Origin of the sequence: Halomonas sp. YLB-10 (assembly GCF_003856855.1) — a bacterium.
GTDB classification, from domain to species: domain Bacteria; phylum Pseudomonadota; class Gammaproteobacteria; order Pseudomonadales; family Halomonadaceae; genus Halomonas; species Halomonas litopenaei.
In genome coordinates this window covers 449,977-468,826 of the sequence record NZ_RRCU01000001.1, presented here as the reverse complement: position 1 = coordinate 468,826, position 18,850 = coordinate 449,977, and the positions used below count along the sequence as shown (strand labels likewise).

The window sequence follows — 18,850 nt, the reverse complement described above, 5'->3', positions numbered from 1 at the left end:
CCAAGAGGCAAGATTCCATGTTCCCCAAGATCACCAAGATGAACATCGTGCCGGTGGCCGGCGAAGACGGTTTTCTGCTCAACCTGAGCGGTGGCCATGCCCCCTGGTTCATCCGCTGTGTGCTGGTGCTGGAAGACGAGTCCGGCAATCGCGGCGTCGGCGAGATTCCCTCCAGTGACGGCATCCTCAAGGGACTTGAGCAGTGTCGTTCGCTGGTCGAGGGCGCACGGGTCAACGAGGTCAAGCAGGTGCTGAGCCAGGCTCGCCAGGCGCTGTCGCGAAACGGCCCGGAGGAGCGCGGTCGGCAGACCTTTGATCTGCGCGTGGCGGTACACGTGGTCACCGCCATCGAGTCGGCACTTTATGACCTGTTCGGCCAGGCGCTGGGCATGCCAGTGGCCGACCTGCTCGGCCAGTACGGACGTCAGCGTGACGAGGTAGAGGCACTGGGCTACCTGTTCTTGCTCGGCGATCCGGACAAGACCGACCTTCCCTATCCCAAGGTCAGCGACCCGATAGACGCCTGGGACGAGGTGCGTTATCAGAAAGCGATGACTCCGGAGGCGGTGGCCAACCTGGCCAAGGCCGCCTACGCGCGCTACGGCTTCAAGGACTTCAAGCTCAAGGGAGGCGTGCTCCGCGGCGAAGAGGAGGCCGACTGCATCCGCGCCCTGCACGAGGCCTTCCCCGAGGCACGTCTGACGCTGGATCCCAACGGCGCCTGGTCGCTGGATGAGGCGGTGCGAGTGCTCGAGCCGATCAAGGACCTGTTGAGCTATGCCGAGGATCCCTGCGGCCAGGAAGGCGGCTACTCCGGTCGCGAGACCATGGCCGAATTCAAGCGTCGTACCGGACTTGCCACCGCCACCAACATGATCGCCACCGACTATCGTCAGCTGAAACTTGCGGTCCAGCTTAACTCCGTGGACATCCCCTTGGCGGACTGCCACTTCTGGACCATGCAGGGGGCCGTGGCGGTGGGCGAGCTGTGCAACGAATGGGGCATGACCTGGGGCTCGCACAGCAACAACCACTTCGACATCTCTCTGGCGATGATGACCCACGTCGCCGCTGCCTGCCCTGGCGAAATCACCGCCATCGATACCCACTGGATCTGGCAGGACGGTCAGCGCATCACCAAGAAACCGTTCAAGATCGAAGGTGGCAAGCTGAAGGTGCCGACCACGCCAGGCCTTGGCGTCGAGCTCGACGACGACAAGCTGATGGAGGCCCATCGGAAGTACCAGGGCCTCGATGTCACCAGCCGCAACGACGCCATGGCCATGCAGTACCTGATCGACGGCTGGGAGTTCGATCCCAAGCGTCCTGCCCTGGTGCGTTAGCCTCGACTCGATGGCTCAGGTGCGAAAGCCCCGGTGAGGACGAAAGCCGACGGCCTTTACCGACGCTCACCCCGTCGAACGTCACACGACAGGAGAAGATTCATGAAATTGGAAGGAAAGCAGCTGATCGGCAGCCAGGCCGTCGAGGCCAAGGGCGAGCCCATCCATGCCGTCAATCCGGCCACCGGGGAGACCCTCGAGCCTGGCTACAAGGCAGGTTCCAAGGCCGAGGTCGAGCGCGCCTGCGAACTGGCCTGGGCGGCCTTCGATAGCTACCGCGAGACCGGCCTCGAGGCCCGCGCGACCTTTCTCGAGACCATCGCCGAGGAGATCGAGGCGCTCGGTGACACCCTGATCGAGCGCGCCATGCAGGAGTCCGGCCTGCCCCAGGCACGTCTTGAGGGTGAGCGTGGCCGTACCTGCGGCCAGCTGCGCCTGTTCGCTTCGGTGGTACGCGCCGGCGAATGGCTCGACGTGCGGCACGATCCGGCCCTGCCGGACCGCGAACCGATGCCGCGGGTCGACCTGCGCCAGCGCCATATCGCGCTGGGTCCGGTGGCGGTGTTCGGCGCCTCCAACTTCCCGCTGGCGTTCTCGGTGGCCGGTGGCGACACCGCCTCCGCCCTGGCCGCCGGCTGTCCGGTGGTGGTCAAGGCCCACTCGGCCCACCCCGGCACCTCCGAGCTGGTCGGCCGCGCGCTGCAGAAGGCGGTGGCCCGCTGTGAACTGCCGGAAGGCGTGTTCTCGCTGCTGTTCGGTTCCGGTCGCGAGGTCGGCCAGGGCCTGGTCAGCGACGCGCGGATCAAGGCGGTGGGCTTCACCGGCTCGCGCAGCGGTGGCACCGCCCTGATGAAGACCGCCCAGGCGCGTCCCGAGCCGATCCCGGTGTACGCCGAGATGAGCTCGATCAATCCGGTGTTCCTGCTGCCCGAGGCGCTCAAGGCCCGTGGCAAGGAGCTGGGCGAGGCCTTCGTCGGCTCGCTGACCATGGGGGCCGGCCAGTTCTGCACCAACCCGGGGCTGGTGATCGCGGTCAAGGGCGAGGCGCTCGACGGCTTCGTCGAGGCTGCCGCCGAAGCGGTCAAGGGCGCAGGCGCCCAGACCATGCTGACGCCGGGCATCCACGACGCCTACACCCAGGGCGTCAACACCCTTGGCGGCAGCGACAAGGCCCGTGAAGTGGCGCGTGGCCCACAGGGCGACGGACCCAACCAGTGCCAGGCCGGCCTGTTCGTGGCCAAGGCCAGCGACTTCCTCAATGATGAGGCGCTCAAGGCCGAGGTATTCGGTTCGACCTCGCTGGTGGTCGAGTGTGCCGACCTGGACGAGGTCAAGGCACTGGCCGAGGGGCTCGAGGGCCAGCTGACCGCGACCCTGCAGATGGACGACGGCGACATCGACGCGGCCCGTGGCCTGCTGCCGATCCTCGAGCGGCGTGCCGGTCGGGTCATGGCCAACGGCTGGCCCACCGGGGTCGAGGTGTGCCACGCCATGGTCCACGGTGGCCCCTATCCGGCCACCTCTGACTCGCGCACCACCTCGGTCGGCAGCGCCGCCATCCACCGCTTCCTGCGCCCGGTGTGCTATCAGAACCTGCCGGACGCCTTGCTGCCGCAGGCGCTCAAGGATGGCAACCCGCTGAACGTCAGCCGCCTGGTGGACGGCAAACGGGACAGGTGAAGGGACTGATGGACAGCGCCAGACGCGCTCGGTGGTGACACCGCTGACGTGAAAACAGCAAGGCCCGGTGAGTCGATCACCGGGCCCTGCTGGTATTGCATTGACGCTCGCACTTTTCAGGTTGCGCAGGAGCGTTCATTTGACTCGAGGTGGTACTAAGCTTTGGTACTGTCGGTGCGTGAAACGAAAACACGCAAGTTTTGAGAAGTGCGCGTGTTTCATCGTCCACACCCGACACCGGATACGGATAAGGGGGCCGTCGCAAGCCTTCGTAAATGGCTGGAAGCAAACGGATTGATGCCATGAACAATGTCATGATGATCAATGGTTATCGCGCCATTATTCAGTATGACCCCGAATTCGAGATGTTTCGCGGAGAATTCACGGGACTCAATGGGGGCGCCGATTTCTATGCCGATAGTGTCTGTGCCTTGCGCAAGGAAGGGGAGATATCGCTGCGTGTCTTCTTGGATACTTGCCGCGAGATGGGGATCGATCCTGTCAGGGCGTACTCTGGAAAGTTCCAGGTCCGCGCTCCCGAATCGATGCACAAGCAGGCGGTTGATGCAGCCAAGGCCCGCGGCATCAGCCTGAATCAGTTGTTGACGACTGCGCTAGAGAACGAGCTATCGACGTGACGTCGATGAATTGAGGTCAAAACGTACCGAGATTGCTGGACTCATGGGGTGTGCTGGACCCTTTTCTTACACCAGGTCGGCAGCCGTCAACACCATGATCCCCACACTGATGGAGACCAGGCTAAGCAAGGTGCTGAGCATGATGATGCTGGCGGCGAGGCGTTGATTGGCGCCGGCCCCCCTGGCCATGACGTAGGCTACGGCGGCGGTGGGGCTACCGAGAAACAGGAACAGCATGCCGAGTTCGGCGCCCCGAAAGCCCACCGCCAGTGCCAGTGCAACACCGATGGCCGGCATGACGGCAACCTTCCACAGGCTGGCCGACAGCGCCAGGGTTCCGCTCTCACGGGCGGCCTGCAGGCTCAGGCTGCCACCGATGCAGATCAGCGCCAGCGGTAGCGACAGCGAGGCCAGGTAGTCGCCGGATGTCATCAGCCAGGGCGGCAAGTCGAGGTGAAGGTAGGTCAGCGGCAGGGCGGCGACGATACCGATGATCAATGGGTTGGTGGCGACGTCCTTGAGGATCGCCAGGGGACGTGAGCTTACCACCGGACTGTAGACCGACAGTACAATGGCCGACATTACCAGGTTGACGATGATGATGCCGCCGGCCATGACACTGCCGAGCGACAGACCAAAGTCGCCGTACATGTTGGCCGACAGGGCCAGTCCGACGATACCGCAGTTGCCGCGAAAGGCACCTTGCACAAAGACGCCGCGATCCACTCGCGGGCAGCGCCACAGGGCCCAGCCCCAGATGACAAGAAAGATGGCCACCGAGACGACCAGATAGAAACCGACCAGTCCGAGCTTCAGGTCCTGGCCGGGATCGGCGCGCAGCAGGCTCAGGAACAACAGCGTTGGCATGGTCAGGCGAAACACCAGGCTCGAGGCGGTGTCGACGAAGGCTTGATCGATCCAGCCCAGACGCTTCAGAACGGCGCCGATGAAGACCATGGCGAAAACGGGCAGGCTGACGCCGAGGGTGCTGGCAAGGATGCTGATATCGATGGGGGAGACCCTCCTGCTCGGATAGCACGCTAAAGGACTTAATATACTATGTATGATTTATAGTTGGGAAGCCTTTGGGTGGACGGCGTCGGGTGAGGTTCCTGGTATGACCGGGAGCGCGGGACTTGGATGGTGGCTGGATTCAGGAATCTGAGGGCCAATCACGGTGCGGTTCGACCAGGGAGAGGGCCGGTCGAAGAAGAGGTGGTGAAGAGGACGTGAAGATGAGGTGAAGAGAACGACTGAAGAGGGCGCACGTCGGGGCTTCTGGTGCGCCCTTGTCAAGAGAGTTCAGCGCGCCAGCCAGAGTCCGATGACCACCGCCACGGCCACGGTGGTGAAGAACAGACGGTTGCGCAGGCGGGTATCGCGGGCGGGTTTACGGGACACGCGTTGCTCCTTGGTAGCGGGGAGTCAGGGGGAATGCCGGGGAATCTAGGCTTTGGTTCACTTGGCGGCCTAGGGTAATGCCGTTAGCCTGCCAAGGCTACAGCGGCGGGTCGCCGCCTCTCATCGGATGAGACAGAATCATGCCAGATACCCCAACCTTGCTGTTCGCCCATGCCAATGGCTTTCCCGGCGGCAGTTACAGAAGCCTGCTGGCACCACTCGCAGAGCGCTTCGACGTCCAGCCGCTCGATCGCCTGGGCCACCATCCCGATTTTCCCGTGGGCCACAACTGGTTGGCATTGCGTGATGAATACCTCGAGAGCACCCGCCACCTGGCCGGACCCTTTATCGGTGTCGGCCACTCCATGGGCGGGGTGATCACCGCCATGGCGGCGCGCCAGGAGCCGGAGCGGTTCCAGGCCGTGGTGATGCTCGACCCGCCGCTGATGCTGGGCATCGACGCCTTGGCCATGCGCGTCAGCAAGTGGCTCGGCATGGTGGATCGAGTGACGCCGGCAGGCAAGAGCAAGGGGCGCCGTACCCGTTGGGAAAGCCGTGATGCGATGCGCGCTCAACTCCGGCGCAAGGGTCTGTTTCGCAGCTTCACCGAGGAGGCGCTGGACGACTACATCGATGCCGGCACCACGACCCTGGAGGACGGCGCGGTGGTGTTGAGCTATGACCCGGATATCGAGGTCGAGATCTTCCGTCATCTGCCCCACCATCTGGATCGTCTGCCCACGGAGGTACGAGTACCTCTGGGTGTGCTGGCAGGGGAGACGTCTGACTTGCTGACCGAGGCACGTTGCCGACGTCTCAGCCGGCGCGGTATCGCCCTGGACAGGGTGCCCGGCAGTCATATGTTTCCGATGGAGCAGCCCGAGGCAACGCGACGCGCCTTGCTTGCCATGATCGACCGTCTGCTGGGCGAAGGGGCAACGCAATGAAGCCAGCGGGAGAAGCGCTTCGCCTGGCACAGGGGCGCCTGGCCGCACTGGCCTGGGGACGCACGGAGGCGCCGGTGTGGCTGGCGCTGCACGGCTGGCTCGACAACGCCGCAAGCTTTGCGCGTTTAGCGCCGGTGCTGGCCGAACGGCTCGATATACGCCTGGTGGCCATCGACATGGCCGGCCATGGACACTCCGAGCGGCTGCCCGGTGACTACGACTACGCCATCTGGGACTACTGCCACGACCTGCTCGATGCACTGGATGATCTCGGACTGGATAGTGCCCCGGTGCTGGCTCACTCCCTCGGCGCCGGGGTGGCCTGCCTGGTCGCCGCGGCCTGGCCCGAACGCATCGAGCGCCTGGTGCTGATCGACGGTCTGGGGGCCTTGACCACCCCACCTGAAGATACCGCTGGCCAGTTGGGGCGTTCGTTGCGGGCCCAGCGTCGCCGTCGCTCGCGGATTCCTCATTATGCCGATCTGGATACCGCGGTGGCGGCGCGGGTCGCCGGTGGCGCCACCCCGGTGGATGCCGAGACGGTGCGCGACATCGTGGCCAGGAACCTGACCCCCTGCGACGAGGGCGGCCTGCGGCTGCGCACCGACCCGCGCCTGCTGCGCCCCTCCCCCGTGCGGCTGACCGATGACCAGGTCGCGAATCTGCTCGAGGCTATTGCCTGCGAGGTACTGCTGGTCGAAGGGCGTGACGGTATTCTCGGGGAACGGCCACGAGGGGTGGCTTCGCGAGCACGCGTTCGCCGCCTGACCCGTCGCGTGCTGGAGGGCGGACACCATCTTCATGCCTCGCCGCAGCACGCCCCCGCGGTGGCCGACGCCATCGTCGAGGCGTTGTCCGCAACACCTTGATCGACAAGACGATCTTGGCAGCCAGTCGGTGGATGAGTCTTGGCCGCTGCGCCGTGACAGGCCGCGTAAGCTTTTCCACGGTGGGTTAGTCTAAGCTTATAGACAGGCCTGCGAGTGCGAGGCATGCGCTGTTCAAGCGCTGCCCGCGCGGCCAATCCGCAGCAGGAGGGCATTGCCATGACCGTCTATCGCCACGATTGTCCCCCGGGATCGAGCGGCAAGCGCATTGCGCTGACATTGGGTAGTGGTGGTGCCCGAGGCTATGCCCACATCGGTGTGCTGCAGGAACTGGTCGCCCGCGACTATGAAGTGGTGGCGATCTCGGGGTGCTCCATGGGCGCCCTGGTCGGGGGCATCTTTGCTGCGGGGAAGCTCGAGCCCTACCGTCAGTGGGTCGAGGAGCTGGGCTCCTTCGGCGTACTTCGCCTGCTCGACATGTCGTTCACCTCCATGGGTGCCATGCAGGGCAGGAAGGTGATGAGCAAGATCGAGTCGTTTATCGGTGACGTCGCCATCGAGGACCTGCCCATTCCCTTCACCGCGGTGGCGACCGACCTGATGCGCCAGCGAGAAGTGTGGTTTCAGCGGGGGTCCCTGCTCAAGGCTATCCGTGCCTCCATCGCCATACCCGGGGTCTTCACGCCGGTCGAGGATGGGCCTCGGCTACTGGTCGATGGCGGTCTGCTCAATCCGCTGCCGATCATCTCCAACGTGTCGGTCCACGCGGACCTGGTGATGGCGGTCAACGTCACCGCCAACAGCCCCAACCTTGTCTCTCTCGAGGAGTTGCTGCCGGTGGAGTGCCCGAGCTGCGATGAGGCCCGGGGCGGTAAAGGTACCAACGGAGAGCGCCGCAGGGGCGATCGACGCGGTGCGCTGATGGCGCGGCGTTTTCAGGAAAGCGCCGAATCGGAGGCCGAAGCCGACCGTGCCGAGCGCGGTAATGCCGCGCTGGGGCGCAAGGACTGGGGGCGGCTGGCCACCATCCTGACCTCCTTCGACATCACCCAGGCGGCGTTGGCGCGCTACAAGGAGGCGGGCTATCCGCCGGACATCCTGGTGGAGATACCCAAGACCGTCTGCGGTTCCTTCGAATTCCACCGTGCCAGGGATCTGATCCGTCTGGGGCGTCACCTGACCTGCCAGGCGCTGGATCGCATCGAGACCTGCGGTATCGTCGAGCAGACCGAAAAGCCAGCAGGCTGACCCAGGGCATCGGCCGCGACTTCCAGGCCCATATCGACTGCGCCGCCTCAGCAGCATCTGGGTCGCACCGATGCACCTTCTGACAGGGGGGCAGGGTGTCTGTCTGACCGGGGCTCAGGGCGTTTGTCCGCGCCGTCTCAGCAGCACGTAAACCGCACCGGTGCCGCCTTCGGCGTCGGTGGCCGAACAGAAGGCCAGCACGCTCGGCCATTCTCTCAACCACGCATTGACGTGACTCTTGATCACCGGATAGTCGGCGGTGGCGCCCCAGGCCTTGCCGTGGACCACGATCACGCAGCGATGGCCACTGGCCACCGAGTCACGCAGAAAGCTCTCGAGTTCCGAGCGAGCCTCCTCGAGGCTGTAGCCGTGCAAGTCCAGACCGCCTTCCCAGCCGATCATCCCGCGCTTCAACTGGCTACGGGTGCGATAGGGCAGGTCGGGAAGGGCAAAGTCCAGATACTCCGATGGGCGTACCGGCTCGACTCGGCCATCCGAGGTGCGCCCGGTGGCCACGTCATCACCCGCGCTGACGGCGGCAGCGCGGCGCGCGGCGGCGGCCTGATCTCGCTGGGCACGGGTGGTCGGGCGCGGCTTGCCGGTGTCGGCGCGGTTGTGGCGGATACGACGGACACCTGCCTGCTCCAGGGCCTGGCGAAACGCGCTGATCTCGTCGTCGGGCGGTGGCTGGCGCTGGCTCATGGGGTCCTCGGGTCCGGTAAAAGGGAGGCCCAGTATACCGTGGTGGCCGTGGCAGTGAACCGCCGGCACGGATACAATGCCTTGCGAGTCAGATAGCCATCTATATCGCTATCTCGATCTCTATCTATATCGCTATCCAGGATCTTGCATCTGCCTTCGCCCCTGGAACGGAAGGGACCTTCGCGTGAAGGTCGTCGAAGGCGGTGATTGTCCATGCGATCCTGGCGCACGCCTCTTCTTGAACCCGATCGACAGGATGCCCTCTTGGCCGACTCTTCCTCCTCTCCGTCCACTTCCAGGTCTTCGACGCTGGCGCTCCCCGACGCTGAATTGGCCGACGGCCTGTTCACCCTGCGCGACTGTCTGCGCTGGGCAACCAGCGAGTTTCACCTGGCGGGGCTGACCTACAGCCACGGCACAGACAGCGCCTGGGACGAGGCGGTGGCACTGGTGCTTGGCGCCTTGCATCTGCCCTGGAACGTGGACCCCGGCGTGCTGGACGCGCGGCTGCTGCCGATGGAACGCGAGCGCATCGTCGGTCTGGTGCGCGCCAGGATCAGCGACAGGCGGCCCTTGCCCTACCTGCTCGGCGAGGCCTTCTTCGCCGGGCTTGTGTTCAGTGTGGACGAGCGGGTGTTGATTCCGCGCTCGCCGATTGCCGAGTTGATCGAGTCGGGCTTTCAGGCCTGGTTCCCCGAGGAGCCGCCTCGGCGCATCCTCGACCTGTGCACCGGCTCGGGCTGTATCGGCATCGCCTGCGCCGAGTATCTGCCTACCGTCGAGGTGGACCTGTCCGATATCAGCCAGGACGCCCTGGCGGTGGCCCGTGAGAACATCAATCGCCACGACGTAGGCCGGCGCGTGCGCGCGGTGCACAGCGACGTCTTCGATGGCCTGGAAGGTCAGCGCTACGACTTGATCGTGTCCAACCCGCCCTACGTCGATATCCGCGACCTGACCACCATGCCGGAGGAGTTCCGTCATGAGCCGGCTCTGGCGCTGGGGGCGGGCAGCGATGGCCTGGATATCGTCAGACGTATCCTGCGCGAGGCAAGAGCGCACCTCAGCGACCACGGCGTGCTGATCGTCGAGGTCGGCAACTCCGATCATCATCTGGAAGCGGCCTTCCCCGAGGTTCCCTTCCTGTGGCTCGAATTCGAGCGCGGCGGTCAGGGCGTGTTTGCCCTCACCGCCGAAGAACTCGACGCCCATGCGGCGTCCTTTGCACAACAATAGAGGAGCGCCCATGTCCGGCAATACCTTCGGCAAGCTGTTTACCGTCACCACCTTTGGCGAGAGTCACGGGCTTGCGCTCGGCGCCATCGTCGATGGCTGCCCGCCTGGCATCGAGCTCAGCGAGGCCGATCTGCAGGCCGACCTGGATCGTCGCCGTCCAGGCACGTCGCGCCATACCACCCAGCGTCGTGAGCCTGATCAGGTGAAGATCCTGTCGGGCGTGTTCGAGGGGCGCACCACCGGTACCTCGATTGGCCTGTTGATCGAGAACACCGACCAGCGCTCCAAGGACTATTCGAAGATCAAGGACCATTTCCGGCCGGCCCACGCCGACTACACCTATCACCACAAGTACGGCGAGCGCGACTATCGCGGTGGCGGACGTTCCAGTGCCCGCGAGACCGCCATGCGGGTGGCCGCCGGGGCCATCGCCAAGAAGTACCTGGCGAGCCAGGGCATCGTGGTGCGTGGCTACATGAGTCAGCTGGGCGAGCTGGCCATCGAGTTTCGTGACTGGGAAGCGGTCAACGACAACCCCTTCTTCTGTCCCGACCCCGAACGGGTGCCGGAACTCGAGGCCTACATGGACCAGCTTCGCCGTGACCAGGACTCGGTGGGGGCGAAGATCACCGTCACCGCCGAAGGGCTGCCGCCCGGGCTTGGCGAGCCGGTGTTCGACCGCCTCGATGCCGAACTGGCCCACGGCCTGATGAGCATCAACGCGGTCAAGGGCGTCGAGATCGGTGACGGCTTTGCCAGCGTGGCCCAGCGTGGCAGCCAGCACCGTGACGAGATGACCCCGGAGGGTTTTCTGTCGAATCATGCCGGTGGCGTACTGGGAGGCATCTCCAGCGGCCAGACGCTGATCGCTCACCTGGCGCTCAAGCCGACCTCCAGCATCACCATTCCTGGGCGCTCCATCGACGTGTACGGCAACCCGGTGGAGGTGGTGACCAAGGGACGCCACGATCCCTGCGTGGGGATTCGTGCCACGCCCATCGCCGAAGCGATGATGGCGCTGACCCTGATGGACCACCTGCTGCGTCATCGCGCACAGAACAGTGATGTGCGAGTCAGCACACCACGGCTACGCTGAATCGCAGAGCATGACAGGACTGCTACACTCAAGTAACTGTGGCAGGGAAGGTGCAGGATGCAGGCATCTTTGCGCCCGATAGCGCGGGCTACCGGCGCCACACACCGCCATACAAGGATCACGAGGCCAGCATGAAGATCAACGTCGAATTCGATCTGACCCCGGAAGAGTTACGCCAGGCATTGGGGCTTCCCAATATCGAGGCCTTCCAGCAGGACCTGCTCGATCGCATTCATCGGCAGATGGAGTCCGGTGTCGAAGGCTACGATCCGATGAGCCTGATGCAGCCGTTCCTGCAACAGCCGGCGCTGCAGCAGGGACTGTCCCAGGGGCTTGCCAGTTTCGGCAACTATCAGAAGATGATGATGGATATGCTGACCCAGGCCGCCCAGAGCGCCAAGGGTTCTTCTGCCAAGGATGACAAGGCCGAGGAGGCGTCAAGCTCCACGGCGCCGCGGTCCAGTGGGGCGGCCAAGGCCAGCTCGCGCAGCGCCAAGGGCGGCAAGAGCTAGCCAGGTGCTCGTCAAGTGCCCGCCAGGGGCCCGCAGGAAAGCGGCCACGGGTATGACGGGGAGGGCAGATTCGCCGATGGCGAGGGTGCGGGGCGTCTTGATGCACAATCGCGCAGGAGGCGACGCCTGTCATGGCGTTGTCACCGAGGGTGTGCCAGACTGAGTTTGTTGCGCTGCAACAACGCTGTCCTCAGCATGCTTCCTGGACGGAGGCGCCATGGCGGACAGTGGCAGCGGATTGCCGAGTGGACAGACACCATCGACACGATTCCAGGAGGTTCGGTCATGCAAGACAAGATGTTCGACAACTTCAACGAGCAGACTCGTCAGTTCTTCGAGCCGATGCGCAAACTCAACTCCCTGATGCTGGACAACATGCAGAAGATGTCCCAGTACCAGATGGAGTCGATGAAGCGCTACAGCCAGATGGGTACCGAGCGCATGCGTGAAGCCACCGCGATCAACGACGCCGAGGGGCTGCGCGACTTCTCTACCCGTCAGGCCGAGATGCTCAACGAACTGTCGGCGCAGATGCTCGAAGATGCCCGCGCCATGAGCGAAATGAGCCTCGAGTTCAAGAGCGAACTGGAGTCGCTGTTTGCCGAGTCCGGCCAGCAGCTTGCCGATCAGGCGACCCAGGCCCGCGACCAGGCGACCGAGGCGGTCGAGAAGGCCACCCAGCAGGTCACCGAGGCAGCCGAAAAGGCCACCCAGCAGGCCAGCCAGGCGACTTCACAGGCTGCCTCCCAGGCCTCGTCTCAGACCAGCAGCGCCAGCAAGTCGACCGGCGGAACCGCCAAGGCGACCTCCAGCCGCAAGCGCACCTGAGCCAAGCGGGTCTGAGGCAGGCGCACCTGAGACAAGAGTACTGTTGGACGTGCCAACGAGTGAGCGGCCGCAGGCGAGTGCAGGCATTGGCGTGAAGCGCCTGCCGCACGACGGTATAGACAGCGGCGGCCGACTCGCCCCCCAACAACGATGACGAAACGAGGGTGGATAGCTGCGACGCCGCGAGGCCGACGGTGGTCCACCCTTTTTTGCAGGGCAGGCCAGAGGAGAACGCAATGGCGGCAGGTGATCAGGCGGCGGACAACCCGGAGGAATGGGGCAACCAGCTATCGGTGCTGGGTGCCGAGTACCAGGCGTTGATGGAAGATTTCCTTTCGCGCATGGTGCCCAATGACGCAGCGGATTCGGTGATGGAGGACATTCGCAACAGCTTCCAGGCCGGTGCCGAATCGCTGATGCGCAATCCCACTCTGCTATGGGAGACCCAGGCCAAGCTGATGCAGGATCAGATGGCGCTGTGGCAACAGGCCATGGCGGCGGCCAGCGGCGGTGCCTTCGAGCCCTTGGTGACGCCGTCCCGCGGCGATCGCCGCTTCAAGGACGAGGCCTGGACCAGCGATCCTGGCTACAACGCCATCATGCAGCAGTATCTGCTGTTCTCGAACACCGTCGAGACTCTGGTGGACAAGCTCGACGATCTGAGCCCCGGCGAGAAGCGCAATCTGTCCTTCTACGCGCGTCAGATGGTCAACGCCATGTCGCCGACCAACTTCGTCTCCACCAATCCCGAAGTCATGCGCAAGACCCTCGAGACCCGGGGCCAGAACCTGGTCGACGGTCTGTCGCGTCTGCGCGAGGACCTGGCCAACTCGGCCGAGGGTCTCAACGTCACCATGACCGATCGCAGCGCCTTCGAGGTCGGTGAAAACATCGCGGTGTCACAAGGCGCGGTGGTGATGGAAAACGAGCTGATCCAGCTGATCCAGTACGCGCCTACCACCGAGAAGGTGTTCAAGACGCCGCTGTTGATCGTGCCACCCTGGATCAACAAGTTTTACGTGCTCGACCTGCGCCCGGAAAACTCGCTGGTGAAGTGGCTGGTGGACCAGGGCCACACCGTGTTCCTGATCTCCTGGCGCAACCCCGGCCCGGAGCAGCGCGATCTGACCTGGGCGGACTATATGCAGCTTGGTCCAATCGCGGCGCTGGACGGCATCGAGCAGGCCACCGGCGAGAAGTCGGCCAACTTCCTGTCCTACTGCATCGGCGGCACCCTGACGGCCTCGACCATGGCCTACCTGACCAGCACCCGGCGCGGGCGCAAGGCCAAGTCGGTGACCTACATGGCGACCCTGCAGGACTTCCGTGACCCCGGCGAGATCGGCGTCTTCCTGAGCGAACCGGTACTTCAGGGCATCGAAGCCAAGCTCGAGCAGGATGGTTACCTGGATGGCCGCGTCATGGCCTACTCGTTCAACCTGCTGCGGGAGAACGACCTGTTCTGGTCGTTCTACGTCAACAACTACCTGAAGGGCGAGGATCCTGCGGCCTTCGACCTGCTGTACTGGAATACCGACGGCACCAACCTGCCAGCGGGTACCCACGGCTGGTACCTGCGTCACCTGTATCAGGAGAACCAGCTGGTCGAGCCAGGCGGTGTCGAGCTCGACGGTGTCAAGATCGACCTGCGCAAGGTGTCGACGCCGAGCTACTTCATCGCCACCAAGGAAGACCATATCGCCAAGTGGAACAGCAGCTACTACGGCGCGCTGTTGCCCAAGGGCCCGGTGACCTTCGTGCTGGGGGGCTCCGGCCATATCGCCGGTGTGGTCAATCCGCCGCACAAGAACAAGTACGGCTACTGGACCAACGACGAGCTACCCGACAACCACGAAGAGTGGCTGGCCGGGGCCAAGGCCAATGAAGGCTCCTGGTGGCCCCACTGGCAGGAGTGGATGGTCAAGGGTGGCTACGTGGACGCCGACAAGATGGTCGATGCCCGCGAGCCTGGTGGCGGTGAGCTGCCGCTGCTGGAGCCCGCGCCGGGGCGTTTCGTCAAGACCAGCATCCCTGAAGTGCTGGGCGAGGCGGAGGACGACGAGGCCGCCGAGTAACGTTCGTCAGCGTGACAGGCAGGAGGGTATCCGAGGAACGCATCTGGCCCTTGGTACCCGCCTGACGCTCGTACACTGATCCGCACTGTTGCAACATGGTGGCAACACGGTTGCAACACAACAACGCCGCGAGGGCCTGAGCCCTCGCGGCGTTGTCGTTTGTGGTGAATGTCGTTCGCGGCCAGAGCGGCGTCGACGGTCGTTGGCTTGCGTCGGCTTGCGTTGGCTTAGCCCCGCCGGCGCCACAGTGCGCCCGCCAGCAGCATCAGCCCGGCGACGAGCCAGGTGGGCCAGCTACCGGTGCGGGTGAAGGGCGTCAGCCCCTGCATCGGCTGCACCTGACCGTCCAGGCGAGCCGTCTCGAACTGGGGCAGCTGGTCGAGCAGGCGTCCCTGATCGTCGATGATGGCGGTGATGCCATTGCTGGTGGCACGCATCACGTAGCGGCCGTTTTCCAGGGCGCGCAGCCGGGCCATTTCCAGGTGCTGGTGGGGGCCGATCGAATCGCCAAACCAGCTGTCGTTGGAGACGGTGAGCAGCAGTTCCGAATCACGGGCACGCTCGGCCACCAGGTCGGCGTAGATGATCTCGTAGCAGATGGCGTTGCCGAGGGTGTGACCGGCGGCGGTCATCGGCGGCTGCGTATCCGGTCCTGGCGTCATGGCAGGCATCGGCAGGTCGAAGAAGGCGATGGCGCCCCTGAGCAGGCTTTCCAGTGGCAGGTACTCGCCGAAGGGCACCAGGTGGGCCTTGCGATAGGCGCCACTGGCGTTGCCGTAGGCGCTCACGGCGTTGAAGAAACGCCCGTCGGCGTCGCGCTGAAGGATGCCGGTCAGCAGCGCCGTCTCGGGGGCCAGCGCCGCCTGGGCGCGGGCCATGATCGGCTCGGCCTGGTCCTCGAACATCGGCAGGGCCGCCTCGGGCCAGATAACGATGTCCGGCTCCACCGGGACGGTCGCCTCCAGGTCACCGGTCATGCCCAGATAGGTATTGACCGCCTGGCGCTGGCCTTCTGGCAGCCACTTGATCTCCTGGGGCAGGTTGCCCTGCAACAGGGCCACGTTCAGCGGATCACCGGTGGGCGAGGTCCACTGGTTCGGCAGCAGCCAGGGCAGACCCCACAGGGCCACCAGCGGCAGGGCGGCCAGCGGTCGTGGCCGCGCGAGCTCCGTCAGCAGCACGCCGCTGGCCGCCACCACCAGCGACAGCAGGTAGACGCCACCCAGGGGCGCCAGCGCCGACAGCGGTGAGTCGACCTGGGTGCTGCCGAGCAGCAGCCAGGGAAAGCCGGTGAACAGCCAGGTCCTGATCCACTCCATCAGTACCCAGAAGCCGACGAAGCCGAGCCCGCCCGCCAGCGCGGTGGGGCGGGCCGGCATCAGGCGCCGGAACAGCCCCATCGGCAAGGCGACGAACAGCGCCATGCTGGCCACGAACAGGGCGGTCAGGAAGAACGCCAGCGGTGCGCTGGTGTAGCCATAGTCGTGGATCGATACGTAGACCCAGGAGGCGCCGCTTCCGAACAGTCCAAGGCCGTAACACCAGCCGCGCAACAGCGCCTGGCGGGCGCTCTGACGGTAAAGGCCGGCATAGACCAGGGCGGCGGCCAGCGGGGCCAGCCACCACCAGGAAAAGGGGGCGGCGGCGAGGGTCGTCAGCCCTCCGGCAATCAGGGCGGCAAGGTAGCCGGCCCTGCCGCCGAGCACTCGCTCGAGCATGGGGTCCATCCTTGGTGTGGGCGAGAAAGGCAAGGCGTCCCCGGACGGGGACGCACGGGTTCAGTCGTCGGTACGGCTTTCGGGTTCTACCTCGAGCAGCCGGATACGCCGATTGTCGGCGTTGAGCACGGTGAAGCGCCAGCCCCCGATCAGAGTATGTTCGCCGCGCGCCGGCAGGTGGCCGAAACGCTGCATCACCAGTCCTCCCAGGGTATCGAACTCGTCGTCGGAGAAGCGCGTGCCGAAGCGCTCGTTGAAGTCCTCGATGGGGGTCAGGGCACGCACCGCGTAGCGATCATCGCCCAGCTGGCGGATGTCCTCTTCCTCGTCGGTGTCGTGCTCGTCTTCGATGTCGCCGACGATCTCCTCGAGGATGTCCTCGATGGTGACGATCCCGGCGGTGCCGCCGTACTCGTCCACCACCACCGCCATATGGCTGTGGGTGTCACGGAACTCCTTCAACAGGCTGTTGAGGCGCTTGGACTCCGGCACGAACATGGCAGGGCGCAGGACTTCTTCAAGCTGGAAGGGGCGGTCGTCGCTGGACCCCTGCAGCAACGGCAGCAGGTCCTTCACCAGCAGGATGCCCTTGACCTCGTCGAGGTTCTCGCCGATCACCGGGTAGCGCGAGTGACCGGTCTCGAGAATGATCGGCAGGTAGTCCTCCAGCGGCTGATCGAGCTCCAGGGCGGTGACCTGGGAGCGCGGGATCAGCACCTCCCTGACCTGCTGGTCGCTGATGTTCAGGGCGCCTTCGATGATGGTCATGGCATCCTGCTCAAGCTTCAGGCGGCTGCCCGCCTGGCGCAGGAATTCGCGCAACTCTTCTCGCGAGCTGGGTTCGTCACTGTCGCTGGACAGGGCACTGAAGAGTTTGTCGAACCAGGATTTGTTGGGGGCCTGGCTACTCGATCGGTCTTCGCTCATGCGTCGGCTCTCTCGTCCTCGCTACCGGGATCCGGAGATGGGGCCGGCGGGGCGTAAGGGTCGTCAATGCCCAGGCCGGCAAGGATACTGCGCTCGAGGCCTTCCATGAGGTCGGCCTCCTCATCCTCGATATGGTCATGGCCCAGCAAATGCAAGGTGCCGTGGACAACCATATGAGCGTAGTGATCGATCAGCGACTTGTCCTGCTCGCGTGCTTCGCGCACGACCACCGGATGGCAGATCACCAGATCGCCAAGCAGCGGAAGCTCGAGGCCTGGCGGGGCCTCGAAGGGGAATGACAGGACATTGGTCGGGGCATCCTTGCCACGGTAGTCACGGTTGAGGGTCTGGCTCTCGTCGGCGTCGACCAGGCGAATCGTGAGTTCCGACTCCGCCCGTTCGGGGTAGTGGGCCAGCACGGCGTCGACCCAGCGCTCGAGGTCATCGGCCTCTGGCAGGTCGCTGGCCTCGCTGGCCACCTGACGGTCCACGCAGGCGCTCATCGGTGGGCGTCTCCGTCACCGTTCATGGACTGTAGACGCTCGGCACGCTCCAGCCGACGCTCTTCGGCACGCGCCTCGCGGCGGGCGCGCTCCTCGGCTTCCTGGTTGGCCTCGAACAGGTCGTAGGCCTCGATGATACGCTGCACCAGCGGGTGGCGAACCACGTCCTTGGCGGCGAAGTGGGTCACCCCGATACCGGCGGTGTCCTTGAGCACATCGAGCACCTGGATCAGGCCGGAGCTCTGGCCCTTGGGCAGGTCGACCTGGGTCACGTCGCCGGTGATCACCGCGGTGGAACCGAAGCCGATGCGGGTCAGGAACATCTTCATCTGCTCGCGAGTGGTGTTCTGGCTCTCGTCGAGAATGATGAAGGCATTGTTCAGGGTGCGCCCGCGCATGTAGGCCAGCGGCGCGATCTCGATCACCTGGCGCTCGATCAGCTTGGCGACTTGCTCGAAGCCGATCATCTCGTACAGGGCGTCATACAGTGGGCGCAGGTAGGGATCGATCTTCTGGGCAAGGTCACCGGGCAGGAAGCCGAGCTTCTCGCCGGCTTCCACCGCCGGGCGCACCAGCAGGATGCGTCGCACCTGCTGTTGGTTGAGCGCTTCCACCGCAGCCGCCACCGCCAGGTAGGTCTTGCCGGTGCCGGCGGGGCCGATGCCGAAGTTGATGTCGTGGTTGCGGATGCTGGTGACGTAGCCCTGCTGATTGAGGCCGCGCGGCTTGATCAGGGTGCGCGGGGTACGAATCAGCACCTCGCCCTCGCCGGCGTCTTCTTCGGCGTCCTCGTCGAGGGCCTCGATGCCGGCTTCCTGCAGGAACAGGTGCACGGTGTCCGGGGTCAGCTCGGTGGCCTCGGCCTCACGATAGAGGTGTTCCACCAGGTTCGCGGCCGCCTTGACGCGAGCGCCGGGGCCGGCCAGCTGGAACATGTTGCCGCGGTTGCGCAGGGTGACGCCGAGCCGGCTTTCGATCAGCTTCAGATGCTCGTCGCGCTGGCCACACAGGTTGGCAAGACGGCGGGGCTCGTTGGGTTCGAGGTTGAGCGTGATGATGCGGTTGGCCTGGGTCGATGGCTGGCTCAAGGCGTGAAGAATCCGTGTTTGGGTGGCTTTGAAGGTTCAGCTTACTGCCCCGGCGTGGGCCAGGGCAATGCTCCGGGTCCT

General features: G+C 64.9%; 17 protein-coding genes. 11 read left to right on the top strand and 6 right to left on the bottom strand.

Going from position 1 to position 18,850, the window contains the following annotated elements; genetic code table 11:
• Positions 1-17: 17 nt before the first annotated feature.
• From EBB56_RS01835 to EBB56_RS01820, 3 genes are all read left to right on the top strand, one after another.
• On the top strand, positions 18-1,343 hold the full coding sequence (locus EBB56_RS01835; RefSeq protein ID WP_045991804.1) for an enolase C-terminal domain-like protein: 1,326 nt from the start codon (positions 18-20) through the stop codon (positions 1,341-1,343).
• A gap of 102 nt (positions 1,344-1,445) precedes the next feature.
• Entirely contained in the window at positions 1,446-3,023 is a 1,578-nt protein-coding gene (locus tag EBB56_RS01830) for an aldehyde dehydrogenase (NADP(+)) (RefSeq protein WP_124802576.1), read from the top strand.
• A 302-nt stretch (positions 3,024-3,325) separates the two neighbouring features.
• Positions 3,326-3,661: a type II toxin-antitoxin system HicB family antitoxin gene (locus EBB56_RS01820; RefSeq protein WP_045991802.1), complete on the top strand. Its 336-nt coding sequence runs from the start codon at positions 3,326-3,328 to the stop codon at positions 3,659-3,661.
• Positions 3,662-3,727: 66 nt separating this feature from the next.
• Here EBB56_RS01820 and EBB56_RS01815 read toward each other — a convergent pair whose 3' ends face one another.
• Positions 3,728-4,633, bottom strand: a complete 906-nt coding sequence (locus EBB56_RS01815) for an AEC family transporter (RefSeq protein ID WP_261395110.1) — start codon at positions 4,631-4,633, stop codon at positions 3,728-3,730.
• A gap of 569 nt (positions 4,634-5,202) precedes the next feature.
• On the opposite strand from EBB56_RS01815, the gene EBB56_RS01810 reads away from it, so the two are divergent.
• The 3 genes from EBB56_RS01810 to EBB56_RS01800 all read left to right on the top strand — a co-directional run bounded on the left by EBB56_RS01810 (position 5,203) and on the right by EBB56_RS01800 (position 8,084).
• Entirely contained in the window at positions 5,203-6,009 is an 807-nt protein-coding gene (locus tag EBB56_RS01810) for an alpha/beta fold hydrolase (protein ID WP_045991800.1), read from the top strand.
• A complete protein-coding gene (locus tag EBB56_RS01805; RefSeq protein WP_045991799.1) occupies positions 6,006-6,878 on the top strand; it encodes an alpha/beta fold hydrolase in 873 nt (290 codons plus the stop codon). The genes EBB56_RS01810 and EBB56_RS01805 overlap by 4 nt, the downstream gene beginning before the upstream one ends.
• A 177-nt stretch (positions 6,879-7,055) precedes the next feature.
• The gene (locus EBB56_RS01800) at positions 7,056-8,084 is read left to right on the top strand and encodes a patatin-like phospholipase family protein (protein ID WP_045991798.1); all 1,029 of its coding nucleotides are present in this window, start codon (positions 7,056-7,058) and stop codon (positions 8,082-8,084) included.
• Between the two features lie 114 nt (positions 8,085-8,198).
• Here EBB56_RS01800 and EBB56_RS01795 read toward each other — a convergent pair whose 3' ends face one another.
• Positions 8,199-8,786 carry a Smr/MutS family protein gene (locus EBB56_RS01795; protein WP_045991797.1) on the bottom strand — a complete coding sequence of 196 codons (588 nt, stop codon included), beginning with the start codon at positions 8,784-8,786 and terminating at the stop codon, positions 8,199-8,201.
• Between the two features lie 264 nt (positions 8,787-9,050).
• On the opposite strand from EBB56_RS01795, the gene prmB reads away from it, so the two are divergent.
• The 5 genes from prmB (at position 9,051) to phaC (ending at position 14,533) form a co-directional block, all read left to right on the top strand.
• Positions 9,051-10,022 (top strand): 50S ribosomal protein L3 N(5)-glutamine methyltransferase, encoded by a 972-nt coding sequence (gene prmB / locus EBB56_RS01790; protein WP_231498478.1) that lies wholly within the window; start codon positions 9,051-9,053, stop codon positions 10,020-10,022.
• Between the two features lie 10 nt (positions 10,023-10,032).
• The gene (gene aroC / locus EBB56_RS01785; RefSeq protein ID WP_045991795.1) at positions 10,033-11,118 is read left to right on the top strand and encodes a chorismate synthase; all 1,086 of its coding nucleotides are present in this window, start codon (positions 10,033-10,035) and stop codon (positions 11,116-11,118) included.
• Between the two features lie 131 nt (positions 11,119-11,249).
• Complete coding sequence (locus EBB56_RS01780; RefSeq protein ID WP_045991794.1) at positions 11,250-11,630, top strand: hypothetical protein; 381 nt, start codon at positions 11,250-11,252, stop codon at positions 11,628-11,630.
• A gap of 285 nt (positions 11,631-11,915) precedes the next feature.
• Positions 11,916-12,458: a phasin family protein gene (locus tag EBB56_RS01775; RefSeq protein WP_045991793.1), complete on the top strand. Its 543-nt coding sequence runs from the start codon at positions 11,916-11,918 to the stop codon at positions 12,456-12,458.
• A gap of 236 nt (positions 12,459-12,694) precedes the next feature.
• The gene (phaC, locus tag EBB56_RS01770; protein ID WP_045991792.1) at positions 12,695-14,533 is read left to right on the top strand and encodes a class I poly(R)-hydroxyalkanoic acid synthase; all 1,839 of its coding nucleotides are present in this window, start codon (positions 12,695-12,697) and stop codon (positions 14,531-14,533) included.
• A gap of 227 nt (positions 14,534-14,760) precedes the next feature.
• On the opposite strand, the gene lnt is transcribed toward phaC, so the two are convergent.
• From lnt to EBB56_RS01750, 4 genes are read right to left on the bottom strand one after another with little or no spacing between them, the layout of a single operon-like run.
• Positions 14,761-16,251: an apolipoprotein N-acyltransferase gene (gene lnt / locus EBB56_RS01765; protein WP_045991791.1), complete on the bottom strand. Its 1,491-nt coding sequence runs from the start codon at positions 16,249-16,251 to the stop codon at positions 14,761-14,763.
• A gap of 60 nt (positions 16,252-16,311) precedes the next feature.
• Entirely contained in the window at positions 16,312-17,178 is an 867-nt protein-coding gene (locus EBB56_RS01760) for an HlyC/CorC family transporter (protein WP_045991790.1), read from the bottom strand.
• On the bottom strand, positions 17,175-17,681 hold the full coding sequence (ybeY, locus tag EBB56_RS01755) for an rRNA maturation RNase YbeY (RefSeq protein ID WP_108449786.1): 507 nt from the start codon (positions 17,679-17,681) through the stop codon (positions 17,175-17,177). Before ybeY ends, EBB56_RS01760 begins: the two co-directional genes overlap by 4 nt.
• Entirely contained in the window at positions 17,678-18,769 is a 1,092-nt protein-coding gene (locus EBB56_RS01750) for a PhoH family protein (protein ID WP_045991788.1), read from the bottom strand. Before EBB56_RS01750 ends, ybeY begins: the two co-directional genes overlap by 4 nt.
• Positions 18,770-18,850: the final 81 nt, after the last annotated feature.